General features: G+C 54.9%; 13 protein-coding genes and 1 pseudogene. All 14 read right to left on the bottom strand.

The window, feature by feature from the left end:
- Positions 1–15 precede the first annotated feature (15 nt).
- Positions 16–592, bottom strand: a pseudogene (locus ABOC21_RS14210) (DJ-1/PfpI family protein).
- Positions 593–642: 50 nt separating this feature from the next.
- Positions 643–903 (bottom strand): hypothetical protein, encoded by a 261-nt coding sequence (locus tag ABOC21_RS14205; RefSeq protein ID WP_426815014.1) that lies wholly within the window; start codon positions 901–903, stop codon positions 643–645.
- A gap of 7 nt (positions 904–910) precedes the next feature.
- Positions 911–2,437: an aldehyde dehydrogenase family protein gene (locus ABOC21_RS14200; protein WP_426815013.1), complete on the bottom strand. Its 1,527-nt coding sequence runs from the start codon at positions 2,435–2,437 to the stop codon at positions 911–913.
- Between the two features lie 44 nt (positions 2,438–2,481).
- Positions 2,482–3,267, bottom strand: coding sequence for a propanediol utilization microcompartment protein PduB (gene pduB, locus ABOC21_RS14195; protein ID WP_426815012.1), 786 nt, complete (start codon positions 3,265–3,267; stop codon positions 2,482–2,484).
- Between the two features lie 21 nt (positions 3,268–3,288).
- Entirely contained in the window at positions 3,289–3,570 is a 282-nt protein-coding gene (gene grpH / locus ABOC21_RS14190; RefSeq protein WP_004863596.1) for a propanediol utilization system shell hexameric protein GrpH, read from the bottom strand.
- Positions 3,571–3,770: 200 nt separating this feature from the next.
- Complete coding sequence (gene tdcD / locus ABOC21_RS14185) at positions 3,771–4,982, bottom strand: propionate kinase (RefSeq protein WP_426815011.1); 1,212 nt, start codon at positions 4,980–4,982, stop codon at positions 3,771–3,773.
- A 33-nt stretch (positions 4,983–5,015) separates the two neighbouring features.
- Positions 5,016–5,519, bottom strand: a complete 504-nt coding sequence (locus ABOC21_RS14180) for a GlcG/HbpS family heme-binding protein (protein WP_426815010.1) — start codon at positions 5,517–5,519, stop codon at positions 5,016–5,018.
- 20 nt (positions 5,520–5,539) lie between these two features.
- Complete coding sequence (locus ABOC21_RS14175; protein ID WP_426815009.1) at positions 5,540–5,812, bottom strand: EutN/CcmL family microcompartment protein; 273 nt, start codon at positions 5,810–5,812, stop codon at positions 5,540–5,542.
- The gene (locus tag ABOC21_RS14170) at positions 5,794–6,549 is read right to left on the bottom strand and encodes a hypothetical protein (RefSeq protein WP_426815008.1); all 756 of its coding nucleotides are present in this window, start codon (positions 6,547–6,549) and stop codon (positions 5,794–5,796) included. Before ABOC21_RS14170 ends, ABOC21_RS14175 begins: the two co-directional genes overlap by 19 nt.
- A gap of 11 nt (positions 6,550–6,560) precedes the next feature.
- Complete coding sequence (gene eutJ / locus ABOC21_RS14165; protein ID WP_426815007.1) at positions 6,561–7,379, bottom strand: ethanolamine utilization protein EutJ; 819 nt, start codon at positions 7,377–7,379, stop codon at positions 6,561–6,563.
- The gene (locus tag ABOC21_RS14160) at positions 7,372–8,064 is read right to left on the bottom strand and encodes a phosphate propanoyltransferase (RefSeq protein ID WP_426815492.1); all 693 of its coding nucleotides are present in this window, start codon (positions 8,062–8,064) and stop codon (positions 7,372–7,374) included. The genes eutJ and ABOC21_RS14160 overlap by 8 nt, the downstream gene beginning before the upstream one ends.
- Before the next feature lie 125 nt (positions 8,065–8,189).
- Positions 8,190–9,305 (bottom strand): 1-propanol dehydrogenase PduQ, encoded by a 1,116-nt coding sequence (locus ABOC21_RS14155; RefSeq protein ID WP_426815006.1) that lies wholly within the window; start codon positions 9,303–9,305, stop codon positions 8,190–8,192.
- A 386-nt stretch (positions 9,306–9,691) separates the two neighbouring features.
- Positions 9,692–10,975 (bottom strand): YeaH/YhbH family protein, encoded by a 1,284-nt coding sequence (locus tag ABOC21_RS14150; RefSeq protein ID WP_426815005.1) that lies wholly within the window; start codon positions 10,973–10,975, stop codon positions 9,692–9,694.
- A 159-nt stretch (positions 10,976–11,134) separates the two neighbouring features.
- Positions 11,135–13,069, bottom strand: a complete 1,935-nt coding sequence (gene yeaG, locus ABOC21_RS14145; RefSeq protein WP_426815004.1) for a protein kinase YeaG — start codon at positions 13,067–13,069, stop codon at positions 11,135–11,137.
- Between the last annotated feature and the right edge of the window lie 20 nt (positions 13,070–13,089).

Here is a 13,089-nt window from a genome sequence, read left to right as displayed (position 1 = left end):
GCAGTGCCGGGTACACTAGTGAATAATGCTGGTGCCGATTAAGCTAATAAACTGACGTAATATTGCTGGATGTCCCATCCAGGTGGTCGCTGTAACAAGATTGCCGTCCTGAACCGCTTCATCATCTGCGGCAATAACCCAGTCTGCCGCCAGCCATTTCAACCTCTGGTTTTAAGGTAAAATATCCCGTCAGTTTTTTGCCTTTCAGCACGCCGGCGGCAACCAGAATTTGTGGCCCATGACAGATTGCAGCAATCGGTAGTGAAAAATTATTCGCATAATGAATAATGTTCAGCACCGATTTATTGAGGCGAAGATATTCAGGCGCTCGGCCACCTGTAATATATACGCCGGCGTACTCTTGCATCCTGATTTCATCAAAGGATGCGGTTAAGCGAAATAAATGTCCGGGTTTTTCGATATATGTTTGATCGCCTTCGAAATCATGAATAGCGGTCTTAATATATTCTCCGGTACGTCTTCCTGGGCAAACGACATCTACTCTGAAACCTAACATGCTTAACGCCTGCCATGGCACCATGACTTCATAGTCTTCAGAGAAATCGCCTGCGAGCATCAAAATTCTTTTCATAAGCGAACTCTCAGAATGTACTGTCATCATCCTCAATAATGCGCATGGCTTCATTCACTGCGGCGACCTCGCCGAATATGGCCAGCGTCGTGATATGCTGCGGACAGACTGCCAAAGATTTCCGATACCGCAACATGTGCGCTTTTACTGGCCCGATCGGCATAAAAGTACAAATCGGGTATCGGCAGCATAATCAACCCGACGGCGTCGATACGCACCATTTCCAGGCGGTTGCGCGACTCGGAAGGCATCCGCCGTTTCAGCATGGCCAGGGTTTCCGGCGTCGGCGCGTTGATAATACGTTTTTTCATCTCTGGGTTACCCGTCCTGCCGATACCAACGAATATTGAGCGCTTCGACCATCACGCACCGGCGGTTTCTGGCAAAGGTGCGCGCGGAGGTCAGTCCTTCCCCGGTTGGCCCGGCGATGGTAAACGTGGCATGGCCTTCGCCGCCCACGCCAATACCGGCGTATGAGGGGCCGTTTTTCACAAAAATAGTGGTCTGAATAAGCCGCGCCATTTTGGTGAGTTTCTCCACATTGGTGGAGTGCATTATCGCCGTATGGCGATTTCCATGTTCCACCTTCACGGCCAGATCAATCGCCTCATCGACATTTTCGACCCGCACCACCGGCAGGATTGGCATCATCAGCTCATGTACGACGAACGGATGGTCACGTTCGGTTTCGATCAGCACAACTTTGATCTCTTCCGGCACGCTAATGCCAATCTGCTGTAGGAGGTATTGCGCATCTTTACCCACGAACGCGGTATTTGGCCCGGTTCCTTTTTCATTCAGCACAAGCGACTGCAGCCGCTGAATATGCTGCTTATCGCACAGCAGCCAGGCACCGCGTTTTTTCATGCAATGAATCAGGTAATCCGCAACGTCATTGACGACGATGACTTCTTTCTCGGCAATGCAGGGCAGGTTATTGTCGAAGCTGCAGCCATTGATGATATCGCGAGCGGCTTTTTCGATATTAGCGGTTTCATCGACCACGGCTGGTGGGTTGCCAGCGCCAGCGCCGACCGCCTTCTTGCCTGATGACATTACCGTTTTCACAATCGCCGGGCCGCCGGTCGCAACCAGCATGTTGACGCGAGGATCGTTAATTAATGCATTGGTGTTGTCTATCGACGGCTGGGTGACCGTAACTACCAGATTGGCGGGAGCGCCGAGCCGCGCCAGCTGCTGGCCGATCAGCGCAACGCAGTGCAGCGAGACATGACGCGATCGTGGATGAGGGCTGAAGACCACGGTGTTGCCCGCCGCCAGCATGCCGATGGAGTTGTTGATAATCGTCTCCGTCGGGTTGGTGGTAGGGGTAATGGAACCAATGACTCCGTAAGCAGAATATTCCGTTAACGTCAGGCCGCCGTCACCGCTTAGCGCGCCGGTAGCCAAATCCTCAACGCCCGGCGTTTTTTGCGCGGCAACGCGGTTTTTCACCAGTTTGTCGGCATAGTTACCCATTCCCGTCTCTTCTACGGCCATTCTGGAAATGGCCTGCAGCACATCTTCCTGCAGAAAAAGCTGGCGAATACCATCAACAAACCGGGCGCGATCCTGCATTGAGCAGTGGCGATACTGGATTTGCGCGTGCTGTGCTGCGGCGATGGCTTCATCCATTGTCGCAAAAGCGCCATCGCCGGATGGAAGGGCGGCGGCAGGCTCAGCGCTGACGCGGCTCGCCAGCACGCTGGCGACAATGGCTTCAATGTTGTCGCGGTCATGAGCCGTCGACACCGCAGAGGCTTTGGGTTCCTGCGCTTCCGGTGCCGTTTTTGTATATTTACTCAGGACGCGGGAGACGGCCTGGGTAATTTCAAGATCGTTCATGTTCTACTTTCCTTACTCCACTTCACACACGTTGCCGCATGCCATCAAATGTATGGCGTTGTTGTCGATTTGATGGGCGCCGGATCGAGGGTGGCCAGCAGCTGCTTCCCGACATCTCTTGCCGCAATAACGGCCTGACGAACCGCGCCCGAGTCACCTGCGAAAGTGAAGATCACTTCGTTACTAAAGCTGGTGCCTTTCGCCGGGCTGGCGTAGCCCACGGGTTCAATCACTGCCGCTTTCGCCGCGGCATCGGCAACCACCACGCCGATCGCCGCAGGCGAGGCGCAGGTCATGCCGAAGGATTTACCCAGCGGCGCGCCAAGGGCTTTATTAAGGGCATAGCTGGCGCGCGCGGTGTACTGGAATTCCAGATGGCCAGCCGGCGAGCCATAGACATCACCCATTGTTCGCTCAATTTCAGATAGGGCGACTTCAATTGCACGGCGCACATCGGATACGTCGGATGCGCCGAAAATGATCAGGCAGCCGTGTCCTCCGCCGCCTTCGGTGTCGCGGGCCAGTTCGATAGAGAGTATTTCACTATTGGTGGCTTTAATGGCCTCATCTGCGGCGAAAATATGCGGGCCGGCACCAGTGCGTGCGCCAAGAATACCGATTGAGCGATATTTCTTGTCGATGTTCATGACCTCATGTAGCTGATGATCGACATTGGCAATAACCAGCCCGATAGTATGACCCAGGGCCGTACCGACAAACTCCGTTAAACCACAGCCGGCAAAATTGGCCGCCGTTTTGTTATTTGTATCCACTTCGGCCTGTTTATTCATTACTTCAGATATAATCTGTTCAACAAGATTATCTCTCATGGTCAGTATCCTCTGGCTTTATTAACTGACAGCTTTCGGCAGAATTTTTTCCACTTCGATATGTGGGCGCGGAATAACATGTACGGAGACCAGTTCACCCACTTTACCTGCCGCTGCGGACCCTGCGTCAGTTGCTGCCTTGACTGCGCCAACATCGCCGCGAACCATGACGGTAACTAACCCTGAACCAATTTTCTCGTAGCCTACCAACGTAACGTTCGCGGATTTAACCATGGTATCTGCGGCTTCAATTGCGGATACCAGACCTTTTGTTTCAACCATGCCTAATGCTTCTTGTTGCATAACGACCTCAATATTTACAGGTAAGAGTAAATGTCAGTAATGAATTAACCCGGCGAGGGATAGTCCATATGTCTAATAAATTAATGCAATATGATATTATTGCGTCAGGGACAAAATGTTTTGCCCGTAAGAGAGATTTTCTTGTTATTCGGTTTTACCCTGGACAATAAAATCCTCCTCGTTGGCAAGAGGCAAAAAACTCAGGCGACGCCCTCAAATACGCAAGAGAGCGCGGCGGCATCCTGAGCGATCATCTTCTCTTCATTAGTTGGGATCACTGCCACGATGGGGGAGTCGGGGGCAGAAATGACGCCCCCATGGCCCGCAACCATCTGCGCATTCTTCGCCTTATCGATACATACGCCGAAGACGGCTAGCCGCCGGGCGGTCAGCTCACGCACCAGCGCCGAGTTTTCCCCAATGCCGCCGGTAAAAATCAGGGCATCAAAGCGGTGCAGAGAGGCGAGGTGCGCTCCGAGATGACGGGCGAGACGGTGCACCATCACGTCAATGGCAAGCGTGGCGCGAGGGTCGCCTTTCCTGCGCGCTTCCTGCAATGTGCGGCAATCGCTGGAGAGCCCGGATACGCCCAGCAGGCCTGAGTCGTTGTTCACCATTTTGTACAGCGACTCGATGGTTTGACCGGTACAGCGGGCAATATGGGCTGCGGCACCAAAATCCAGATCGCCGCAGCGCGTCCCCATCACCAGCCCCTCCAGAGGCGTCATGCCCATTGAGGTATCCACGCTTTTGCCGTTTTTTACGGCGCATACCGACGACCCATTGCCAAGATGGGCGATAAGGATGCCATGATCGGCGGGATCGAGGCCTAGTCGCCTAACGGCTTCTGCGGCGATAAACCTGTGCGACGTGCCATGGAAACCGAATCGTCTGACCTGATGCTGCTGTTGATACGCCAGAGGAATGGCGTAGGTATAGGCTTCCGGGGGTAAAGTCTGGTGGAAAGCCGTATCAAACACGGCAACCTGCGGCAGATGCGGTAATAACGACATTGCGGCTTCGATGCCCGTCAGGTTCGCCGGATTATGCAGCGGGGCCAGAACGGAGAGTTCACGAATGCGGGTAATGACGTCGTCGGTGAGCAACACGGAGTGTTTGAAATCGCTGCCGCCATGCGCCACGCGGTGGCCAATAGCGCATACGTGCGGGAGTAACGCCAGATGTTCAAGTTTTGTGAAGAGCGTTTTCAGCGCGCAGATGTGGCTGGCATCGGCCAGTTGCTCGATTACTTTATTACCTGCTGCATCTTTGAACGTAATGCAGGCATCTGCCAGCCCCAGCTTTTCCGCCAGACCGGAGAGCGCAGGGGCGTCGTCATTGAGCGGGATAGCTGAAAATTTTAAAGAGGATGAACCGCAGTTAATGACCAAAACCAGTGACGCTAACGACATAATGACCTCTGTCTGTCTTTTTCTTTTAGAGAACTATTCATTGAAAGGGGTGAGGGGAAATTGCTCATGGCTGAAGCGGGTGAGGGCAGCGCTGGCGATGGCAATATCTTCTTCCACGCTACCGCCGCTGATACCGATAGCGCCGAGCAGTACGCCTCCTGACCAGCAGGGCAATCCGCCGCCAAAGCAGCAAATCCCCGGTTCGTTTTGTAGGCCATAAAGGCTGGCACCTGGCTGCACTTCCGTTGCCAGCCTGTGCGTCGGCATTCTCATCGCCACCGCGGTCCAGGCTTTTTGCCCCGCCAGCGTGTGGCTGACGAGCAGCGCGTTATCCATGCTAAAGAAGTAACGCTGCTGACCGCAGGCATCCACCAGGCTGAAAACGATGGGTACGTTGGCCTCATCTGCGGCATTGATGGCATATTTCGCCAGCTGCGCGGCGTCTGTCAGGCTTAGGGAGAGGCGGCGCGATGGAAGCTGACGCGCAATGGCCGCATTAATGCGGTATTCCAGGTCACAATTGAGTTCAGGATGCATGGTTTTTCCTCGCGTGGACGCTACTGGCCGTTAAGATCGAGCGAGTCGACAATGCCGACCACCGCAGCATCAATGACGGAATGTTCTTTACTGGTACTCATGCGTGCGGAGCTGCCTGTCGTCACGATCACCGTTTCCCCATTGCCTGCACCGACGAAGTCCACGGCAACCTGCGCGGTGCCCGTGGGGTGATAGTGTTCATCCAGGCGAGCAACAATGAGCAATTTTTCGCCATTCAGCGAAGCATGTTTGGTGGTTGAAACTAATGCACCGGTTACCTTTGCCAGATACATGTGTCCTCCTGGTGACGTTGAACAATGACGAGGCCGCGGTCGCGGATTTCATCGCGGGCAGCGGGGGTTATGAGCGTGCGATGGCCAATATGCAGCGTCTGCCCTTTCTGATACCGGCGTACGTCGCTGAGCGTGACCAGCCGCTTATGGGCATTGATCGATGGCGTTGGCTCTGGAGCAGCGGCGTGCTGACCGATCACGGTGAAGCCATATTCCACAAGCGCGCCGGCATAGTGCGCAAGGCGCGTCCGGAACGCCTGCGGTAGTGAACCGTTCTTGTCGGGCTGGCATTCGGCGTTAAGCGTCACGATGGCTTTTCTTTTCATGCTGAGCGCATAAAACGCCCATCGACAGACCAGGTTATCGCGGATACCCAGCGCGATCTTGCTCAGGCTATTGGTAGAGAGCGCCGGAAAATAGAGGTCGCCGCAGGGTTCACCCACCGGCGGATCCTCCTGACTGGCGCACATCACATCAATGCCTCGTTGGGCCAGCGCTTCAAGGCAGGAGGATTGCAATGATGATTGCCTGGCGCTGTGGGAAAACACCATGACCAGAAAATAGCCGCCACGGTGCAGGGCGCTAAGACACTCCAGGGTCGCGGGCAGAGTCGTAAGATCTTCCCCGCTTAAGATCACGTGCATCACTTTGCTATGCGTCTGCAAGCGCAATCTGCGTTGTTCCAGAATGTCCTCAATCATGGTGTCGACCAGGTATGAGAGCCGTTGCGAGTCCATCGTTTTCCTTCTTAGTGGCTGTGCATCGCGATGCCAAGCGGGGTGACCAAAAGCGGATGCGTCGCCTGAATCACCCGTTTGCCAGTGGTTTTCCGAAAGACATCCGCAAACTGATGGAAGCTACTTGCACCACCCACCAGATAGATAACGTCCACCGGATACTGCGCCAGCCATCCGGTCACAAGATGGGCCATTTTTTCTGCTACCGGGCGGACTAACGCGAAGACCCGTTCTTCATGTTCGGGCGCTTTCTTCATCTCTTCTGCTTCGGCAAAAGAGATACCCAGCGCCCCGGAGAGTACCAGCGTCATATGGTTGCCGCCGGTAGGCTCGTCCGCGCTGAAGATGGAGTCTCCGTCGCGCAGAATGCTAATCCCGGTAGTGCCACCCCCAACGTCAACGATCGCGCCGTCACGGATGTTTAGCGCCCGGGCTGCGGCCACGGGTTCATCAACGACCTCGGTCACCTCAAATCCGGCAGCTTCCACCATATTGACGATCGTTTTTGTATTGCCGGGGATAATACCCGGCGGGATCGCGGTTGCCGCATGGGTTAGCGTTCGGTTTAGCCGTTCCTCCAGCGTTGCCTTCAGGCCGCTGACCACCCGGCTGGCTGTGAGAAAATCTACCACCACGCCATCTTTCACCGCGCGGGAAGGATGGCTGATACCGGCCACCGGGTTATTCTCTTCATCCACAACCACCAGCGCGATATTTGCCGTACCGGGATCGACTCCCACCTTTAGCGCGCCCAGGCAGGGGCGGCAGTTACCGCTTTCGACCTTTTCAGCCAGGTCCCGTAAGCGCCGGATTTCAAGGCTTTCAGCCATGATGGTATTCCGTCAGCACACGCCTAACGCAATCGCCATTACGTAAGCCAAAGCCGTTGGCCTCTTCCACGTCGATATGCATTTCCAGAACGGCATCGGTGCTCACCCGCACGACAACGTGGCTCAGAATGCCGCCACGATGGCCATCAATGCGGACATCAATCTCCCCCCCGTCGCGTAGACCGTATCGTTCCGCTTCGGCGTGCGAAATATGGATGTGTCGCCAGGCGACAATGGTGCCGCCCGTTTTGGTGACGCGACCTCGTGGGCCGATGATGTCAATGCCTGGCGAGTCCTGCAGATCGCCTGACATCCTGACAGGGGCTTTCACGCCCAGCACAAAGCTATCGGAAACAGAAATTTCAATTTGGGTGGCGCCGCGTAGCGGGCCGAGTACGCGGACTTTGGTTAATTCACCTTTGGGGCCGCGCAGGGTCACCGTCTCCTCCGCGGCAAACTGACCGGGCTGCTTGACCGCTTTCATGCGAGTGAGGGTGGAGCCGTAGCCAAACAGGGCGTCCATATCTTCCCGACTCAGGTGCACATGGCGATTGGAGATACCGACGGGGATTTCCAGTATCTGCGGACTATGTAGTTCCGGGCGCCTGAACTGGGTTCCGCGGGCCGCGAGCTCCTGAAGAATTTGTTGAGTAATCAATTCGGCTTGCTGCTGATTGTCATTAATAACGTCAACGACCTGAAAATGGTGAAAGATGCAATATCCAGAGTATTCAATCCTGCGCTGCGCTTTTTGCCGTCACGCAGGACTTTTTTGACCGTCCGGTTACCTAAGGACAAACTTGTCCAGATCTACCCGGCAATTTGCGTCAGTAGTCGCGCCACGTCTGCGGCACCAGGCTGACAAGGATTTGACGCAGTGCAGCCATCGGCTAACGCGGCGCTAATAAGCGGCTGGCGTAAGGATTCGAACTCGGTAAGGTCTATGCCCAACTCACGTAACGTCGCGGGAATGCCAAAGCGGTGATTAATCTCTCTAATACCGTCTATAAGCGCGTCCAGGGCTTGTTCCTGCGCGTGGATATGAATTCCCATGATGGCGGCACATTTCTGATAACGTGGGAGCGCATGCGGGGCGTGGCGAGCATTCCAGTCAATAACAAGGGGCAGCAGCATGGCGTTAATTTTGCCATGCGGTATATGCAGCATGCCGCCGATGGCGTGCGCCATGCCGTGCACCAGCCCCAGTCCGGCGGAGTTAAACGCCATCCCGGCCATACATGATGCATTGTGCATATGCGTGCGGGCCTGAATGTCCTTCTCGTCCAGGAAAACATCGGGCAAGTATCGCCAGGTTAGCGCAATCGCTTTTTCCGCCAGCGCATCGCTAAAATCGTTTGCGCCGGAGGAGACCAGGGCTTCAATCGCATGCGTCAGCACATCCATACCGGTATCAACTGCGACCTGGCGGGGAACCGACAATACCAGATGCGGATCCAGGATGGCGTAATCGGGAACCAGCTCCTCGGCAATCAGGGGGTATTTACGGCCATTTTGCGGGTCGGAAATAATGGCATAGGAGGTGACTTCGGAACCGGAGCCGCTGGTGGTGGGAATGGCAATAAGGACAATCGTATGGTCCGGGAAATACTCTTCCAGCGTAGCTTTGATCCCTTTGGCGGCATCAAGTGATGAACCGCCTCCCAGCGCAATAATGACGTCCGGCTTGAACGCCTTAAATTGGGCCGCGCCGGCCTGCAGGATCTCAATGCTGGGGTCGGGTTTTACGTCGCTAAAAATAGACACTGAGGCCTGCGGCATTTCACTAATCAGATAGCGAGTTTTACCAGACGTCGCCATAAAACTGTCAGTAACAATCCCTACCTTTTTATGGCCTAACTGGTGCAATGCCTTAATGGCATCCTCACCAAAATAGACTTTCGGAATAGAAAAATAATAGCTCGCCATCTCTCGACTACCTTATACCTTAATACTGAGTGCCGACTCGCGAACGCCGGGCATGAAAAGAGATTGGATGATGTCATAGGTGCTAAAAGAAGAGGCTAGCTGCGGTTGTGCACAGGCAGGATTATGTTGTTGTCGTATCAGGCTGCTGACAAAAAAATACAGTGCGCAGGGAATTAGGGCAGAAAAAACCTCGTCGGTGATGCGATGGGTAATATTTTTTAGGCGTGAGAGTAATAACCGAAACGTTATAATAAACTCTTTGTGAACCAGCTCAGCGGCGATCCCGTGGACGCGAGGTGGAGAGCAGGGTGGTGAAACGGAAACGAACCGCCGCGGCGGAGAGAAAATCAGCCAGAAAATAGAATTAACTGGCTGATTTATTAACGCTAGCTGGTGGTATTGGCCCCCTGCTTATGGAACAGCTCGCGGAATACCGGGTAGATATCTTCCTGGTCGCGTATATGCTGCATGGCGAAGTTTTCAAAAGTCGCCTGCAGATGTTCATATTCACGCCAGAGCGTCTGGTGGGCGCGACGGGTGATCTCAATGTAGCTGTAGTAACGCACCACCGGCAGGATGTTCTTCGCCAGCAGTTCGTGACACAGCGGCGAGTCGTCCGCCCAGTTATCGCCGTCCGACGCCTGCGCGGCGTAGATATTCCACTGCGCCGGGTCGTAGCGCGCTTTGACCACTTCATCCATCAGTTTCAGCGCGCTGGAGACGATCGTGCCGCCGGTTTCCTGCGAATAGAAAAACTCGTGTTCATCCACCTCTTTTGCCTGAGTATGGTGGCGGATATAGACCACCTCGACGTTTTTATAGGTCCGGCTGAGGAACAGATACAGCAGGATGTAAAAACGTTTGGCCATATCCTTGGTGACCTGATCCATGGAGCCGGAAACGTCCATCAGGCAGAACATCACCGCCTGGCTGGAGGGTTCGGGCCGTTTTTCGTAATTCTTATAGCGCAGATCGAAGGTATCGATAAACGGCACGCGGTCAATCTTCGCCCGCAGCTCGGCTATCTCCTGACGCAGCCGCTCCTCCTCCAGCAGCTGCGCAGGCTCGCTTTTGCTAATGACGTCCAGATCCGCTTCCAGCGCGCGCAGCTCGCGTCGCTTACCGGCTGTCATGGCGGTACGTCGCGCCAGGGAGTTTTGCAGCGAACGCACCACGCTGATGTTTGCCGGGACGCCGTTAGCGGTGAAACCCGCCCGGTGCGTCTTGAACTCGGTAAGCTGCCGCTGCTGGTTTTTCTTCAGATTCGGCAGGGCGAGATCCTCAAACAGCAGATCGAGATACTCATCTTTGGATATCTGAAAGACAAACCCATCCTCGCCTTCGCCGTCGGGGCTGGCCTGCCCCTGGCCGCTACCTCCGCCTCCGCCGCCGCCCTGCGGGCGCTCAATACGGTCGTTTTGTACAAAATGGTCGTTGCCGGGATGCACGCGATTGCGCAGGCCGCCGCGACCCTGATGAAACATCGGTTCGTTGATATCATCCGTCGGAATAGAGACGGATTCCCCGCTCTCAATATCGGTCACCGAGCGCTTGTTGATCGCCTCGGAGATCGACTGTTTTATCTGCGCCTTGTAGCGACGCAAAAAGCGCTGGCGATTCACCGCGCTTTTATTCTTCCCGTTCAGGCGCCGGTCTATAAACCAGGTCATATGCCCCCCGTACTGCATTTGCCAACCATACACTTCATACTTCAAGCCGCCTGTGTGCTGCTTGCCCCGGACGTTTACCGGAGTAAAGGTCCGGGGCTCCCTGCAGCTCGAATTGCTGGTATCTCCGTCTTGCCCCGCAGCGGCCGGGCTTGCCGTACATCAGGACGATTTACGTACGCGCAAATACCATTCGCACAGCAGGCGTACCTGCTTACGGGTGTAGCCTTTCTCCATCATCCGGTCGACGAAGTCATCGTGCTTTTTCTGCTCGTCGGTAGAGGTTTTGGCGTTGAACGAAATCACCGGCAGCAGCTCTTCGGTATTGGAGAACATTTTCTTCTCAATTACCGTGCGCAGTTTTTCGTAGCTGGTCCAGTTCGGATTGCGTCCGCTGTTATTTGCTCTGGCGCGCAGCACGAAGTTGACTATCTCGTTACGGAAGTCTTTCGGGTTGCTGATCCCGGCCGGTTTTTCAATTTTCTCCAGCTCCGCGTTCAGCGATTCGCGGTCGAACAGCTGGCCGGTATCCGGATCGCGGTACTCCTGATCCTGAATCCAGAAATCCGCATAGGTGACATAACGGTCAAAAATGTTCTGCCCGTATTCGGAGTAGGATTCGAGATAGGCGGTCTGGATCTCCTTACCGATAAACTCGGCATATTTCGGGATCAAATAGCCTTTGAGGAACTCCAGGTAGCGTTCCGCCAGCTCCTGCGGGAACTGTTCGCGCTCAATCTGCTGCTCGAGAACGTAGAAGAGATGAACCGGGTTAGCGGCAACCTCGGTATGATCGAAGTTAAATACCCGCGACAGTATTTTAAAGGCGAAGCGCGTGGAGAGTCCGTTCATACCTTCGTCGACGCCGGCATAGTCGCGATACTCCTGGTAGGACTTCGCTTTCGGGTCGGTATCTTTCAGGCTCTCGCCGTCATAGACGCGCATTTTGGAGTAAATGCTCGAGTTTTCCGGCTCTTTCAGGCGCGACAGAATCGAGAAACGCGACAGCGTTTCAAGGGTGCCCGGCGCGCAGGGCGCATGGGTCAGCTCGCTGTTGTTCAGCAGTTTTTCATAAATACGCATCTCTTCGGAAATGCGCAGGCAGTAAGGCACCTTGACGATATAGACGCGGTCGAGGAAGGCCTCGTTGTTTTTGTTATTGCGGAAGGTCACCCACTCGGATTCGTTCGAGTGCGCGAGGATAATCCCGTTAAACGGCAGGGCGGAGATCCCTTCGGTACCGTTATAGTTGCCTTCCTGCGTGGCGGTCAGCAGCGGATGCAGCACCTTAATCGGCGCTTTGAACATCTCGACGAACTCCATAATCCCCTGGTTGGCGCGGCACAGGGCGCCGGAATAGCCGTAGGCATCCGGATCGTTCTGCGCGTAGTGCTCGAGCTTACGAATATCAACCTTACCGACCAGGGCCGAGATATCCTGGTTGTTCTCATCGCCGGGTTCGGTTTTGGCGATGGCAACCTGCTCCAGAATCGACGGCCACACCTTGATGACGCGGAATTTGGTGATATCGCCGCCAAACTCATGCAGGCGCTTGGCCGCCCACGGCGACATGATGGTGCCGAGGTAGCGGGTCGGTACGCCATATTCCTTCTCGAGGATCTGCGCGTCTTCCCGCGGATTAAACAGGCACAAAGGATGGTCGTTCACCGGGCTGCGCTCGCCGTTCGCGCTCAGCACGTAAATCGGTACGCGCTGCATTAACGATTTCAGGCGCTCGGCAAGGGATGATTTACCGCCGCCGACCGGCCCCAGCAGATACAGAATCTGTTTCTTCTCTTCCAGACCTTGCGCGGCATGCTTCAGGTAAGAAACGATCTGTTCAATGGCATCTTCCATGCCGTAAAACTCTTCAAATGCCGGATAGCGAGCGACAACCCGGTTTGAAAAGAGACGGGACAGCCTTGGCTCCAGGGCCGTATCGACCATTGCGGGTTCACCAATGGCCATCAGTAGCCTTTCTGCCGCGTTGGCATAAGCACTGCGATCTTGCCGGCAGATGGTAAGAAACTCCTGCAGTGTGAACTCTTCGTCCTTGGCAGCTTCATAACGCTGGCGATAGTGATCGAATATATTCATGGCATGCCGTCCTTTCGTAT

This window comes from Klebsiella sp. WOUb02 (assembly GCF_050058015.1).
Lineage (GTDB): Bacteria > Pseudomonadota > Gammaproteobacteria > Enterobacterales > Enterobacteriaceae > Klebsiella.
The sequence above is the reverse complement of the archived record's forward strand: the minus strand, read 5'-3'. Positions and strand labels throughout refer to the sequence as shown.

Bases quoted from the DNA above. Each gene is read 5' to 3' on its own strand.
- ABOC21_RS14205 (WP_426815014.1), bottom strand. From the start codon at position 903: ATGAAAAAACGTATTATCAACGCGCCGACGCCGGAAACCCTGGCCATG.
- ABOC21_RS14200 (WP_426815013.1), bottom strand. From the start codon at position 2,437: ATGAACGATCTTGAAATTACCCAGGCCGTCTCCCGCGTCCTGAGTAAA.
- pduB (WP_426815012.1), bottom strand. From the start codon at position 3,267: ATGAGAGATAATCTTGTTGAACAGATTATATCTGAAGTAATGAATAAA.
- grpH (WP_004863596.1), bottom strand. From the start codon at position 3,570: ATGCAACAAGAAGCATTAGGCATGGTTGAAACAAAAGGTCTGGTATCC.
- tdcD (WP_426815011.1), bottom strand. From the start codon at position 4,982: ATGTCGTTAGCGTCACTGGTTTTGGTCATTAACTGCGGTTCATCCTCT.
- ABOC21_RS14180 (WP_426815010.1), bottom strand. From the start codon at position 5,519: ATGCATCCTGAACTCAATTGTGACCTGGAATACCGCATTAATGCGGCC.
- ABOC21_RS14175 (WP_426815009.1), bottom strand. From the start codon at position 5,812: ATGTATCTGGCAAAGGTAACCGGTGCATTAGTTTCAACCACCAAACAT.
- ABOC21_RS14170 (WP_426815008.1), bottom strand. From the start codon at position 6,549: ATGGACTCGCAACGGCTCTCATACCTGGTCGACACCATGATTGAGGAC.
- eutJ (WP_426815007.1), bottom strand. From the start codon at position 7,379: ATGGCTGAAAGCCTTGAAATCCGGCGCTTACGGGACCTGGCTGAAAAG.
- ABOC21_RS14155 (WP_426815006.1), bottom strand. From the start codon at position 9,305: ATGGCGAGCTATTATTTTTCTATTCCGAAAGTCTATTTTGGTGAGGAT.
- ABOC21_RS14150 (WP_426815005.1), bottom strand. From the start codon at position 10,975: ATGACCTGGTTTATAGACCGGCGCCTGAACGGGAAGAATAAAAGCGCG.
- yeaG (WP_426815004.1), bottom strand. From the start codon at position 13,069: ATGAATATATTCGATCACTATCGCCAGCGTTATGAAGCTGCCAAGGAC.